The organism is Azonexus sp. (genome assembly GCF_036170495.1).
GTDB lineage: Bacteria > Pseudomonadota > Gammaproteobacteria > Burkholderiales > Rhodocyclaceae > Azonexus.
Genome location: NZ_JAVHPH010000422.1, coordinates 1 through 1784 on the forward strand (window position 1 = coordinate 1; position 1784 = coordinate 1784).

Annotated in this window: 2 protein-coding genes; both read left to right on the top strand. The window is 56.6% G+C overall.

Annotation, left to right across the window (positions count from 1 at the left end):
- Positions 1-763 (top strand): methionine--tRNA ligase subunit beta (metG, locus tag ADADOO_RS15385; protein ID WP_511278381.1); only part of this gene is annotated, 763 nt, incomplete at its 5' end.
- Between the two features lie 414 nt (positions 764-1177).
- The gene (locus ADADOO_RS15390; protein WP_511278382.1) at positions 1178-1504 is read left to right on the top strand and encodes a hypothetical protein; all 327 of its coding nucleotides are present in this window, start codon (positions 1178-1180) and stop codon (positions 1502-1504) included.
- The last annotated feature ends 280 nt before the right edge of the window (positions 1505-1784 follow it).

Sequence of the window (1784 nt, forward strand, 5' to 3'; positions counted from 1 at the left end):
CAAGGCCATGCGCGAAATCATGGCGCTGACCGACGCTGCTAATCAGTACGTCGACAGCGTCAAGCCCTGGGAACTGGCCAAGCAGGAAGGCAAGGACGTCGAACTGCATGCCGCCTGCACCAATGCGCTTAACCTCTTCCGCCTGCTCACCGTGCTGCTCAAGCCGATCCTGCCGGTGGTTGCCGGCAAGGTCGAGAAATTCCTCAATATCGCGCCGCTCACCTGGAACGATACGCAGAGCCTGCTCGCCGCCGGCCACGGCATCAATGCCTACGAGCACCTCATGACGCGCGTCGATCCCAAGCAGATCGAAAAACTGGTCGAAGCCAACAAGGAATCGCTGGCGCCAACCCAGGAGCAGCAGTCAGCGCAGCGCCATGCCGAACATCAGCAAAATGAAGTCAAAGCCGAAACCCCATGGGAGCCGTTCTGCAACATCGATGACTTCATGAAAGTCGACCTGCGCATTGTCCGCATCGCCAACGCCGAACACGTTGAGGGCGCCGACAAGCTGGTCCGACTCACGCTCGATGTCGGCAACAACGAAACGCGCAACGTCTTCGCCGGCATCAAGACGGCTTACGATCCCGCCCAACTGATCGGACGGCTGACTGTCATGGTCGCCAATCTGGCACCGCGGAAAATGAAATTCGGGTTGTCCGAGGGGATGGTCCTGGCCGCCTCGGATAGTGAGGGCAAAACCCCCGGAATTTTCCTTTTGTCGCCGGATTCCGGCGCTCAACCTGGAATGCGAGTGAAATAAAACGATGCGGCTGGCAACGACTGGCGCAGCAAGGAATTTCCTGCTGCGCCGCAGCAAAACTGTGACACAACCTCAAGTATCACTTTAACTTAGCCAGCCAATCTAGCTACACCGTTTAGGGTTTTGGAACTATCCACAAAAACTGTGGATAAGTCTGTGAATGAAACAAGGGGTAAGTCGCTAAGTGACCGTTCCACAAGGATTTTCCTTACCCTGCCCGAATCTTGAGCTCAATATTAAGCAACTGTTTTTAAACGACATTTAATCCTCCACTCGAATCTGGCAAATCTATCAGCCAGATTGAAACGCGGAGCATCGAAACGCCCCAACTCTGTGCATAAGTCAAGCCTCGACTTTCACTTTGTCAAGGCCATTCGATAAATATCAACCAACCGAACAAAACCGGCCAAGCCCATGCTCAATCGATCCCATCGCCCACCCCGTCCGACGCTGACCGGCCCGATCTTTCTCTACGCGCTGATCGACATGGCTGGCCTGGCCTGCGTTGGCATCGGCGCCAGCTGGTTTGCTGCCGGCCGGGGGGCGATTTTGGCCGATTTTCCGACGTCAACCGTAGAAGCAGTCGCTTGCACCGCAGGCGGTGCCGCCGTCATGCTCTGGGCGGTAGCCCGTATTCTGCGCGAAATGGCCAAGCAAGCGCCGCAAATGCAGGCCAAATCCGACACCCATATCAGCGCGCAACATCCGGACAAAGCGCCGAAAGTGCCTGAAAACCAGTGAGAGAAAAAATTCAGCCACTACGAACCACCGCAATTCGTCACGCAGGCCTCTTTCCCAGTTGCCACGGTCGACCGGAAAAAGCGGCCAAAATCAAAAACTGACCGGCCAACGGTCGGCGCCGCCGGCATGACAAGCGGCGAAAGCCTGACGGCCACCACCGCCAGAAAGCCAGCGTCCCGCACTTTCCAGGCAAGGCACACCACGTCTCGCAGGACCTGCCGGCAGCAAAATACCCGTTTGACACCTCATGCCTGCTTCGTTAAATTGGCCATTTACCCCC

What these genes read in the sequence shown, in the direction of transcription:
- ADADOO_RS15390 (WP_511278382.1), top strand. Translation starts at nt 1,178, where the DNA reads ATGCTCAATCGATCCCATCGCCCACCCCGTCCGACGCTGACCGGCCCG.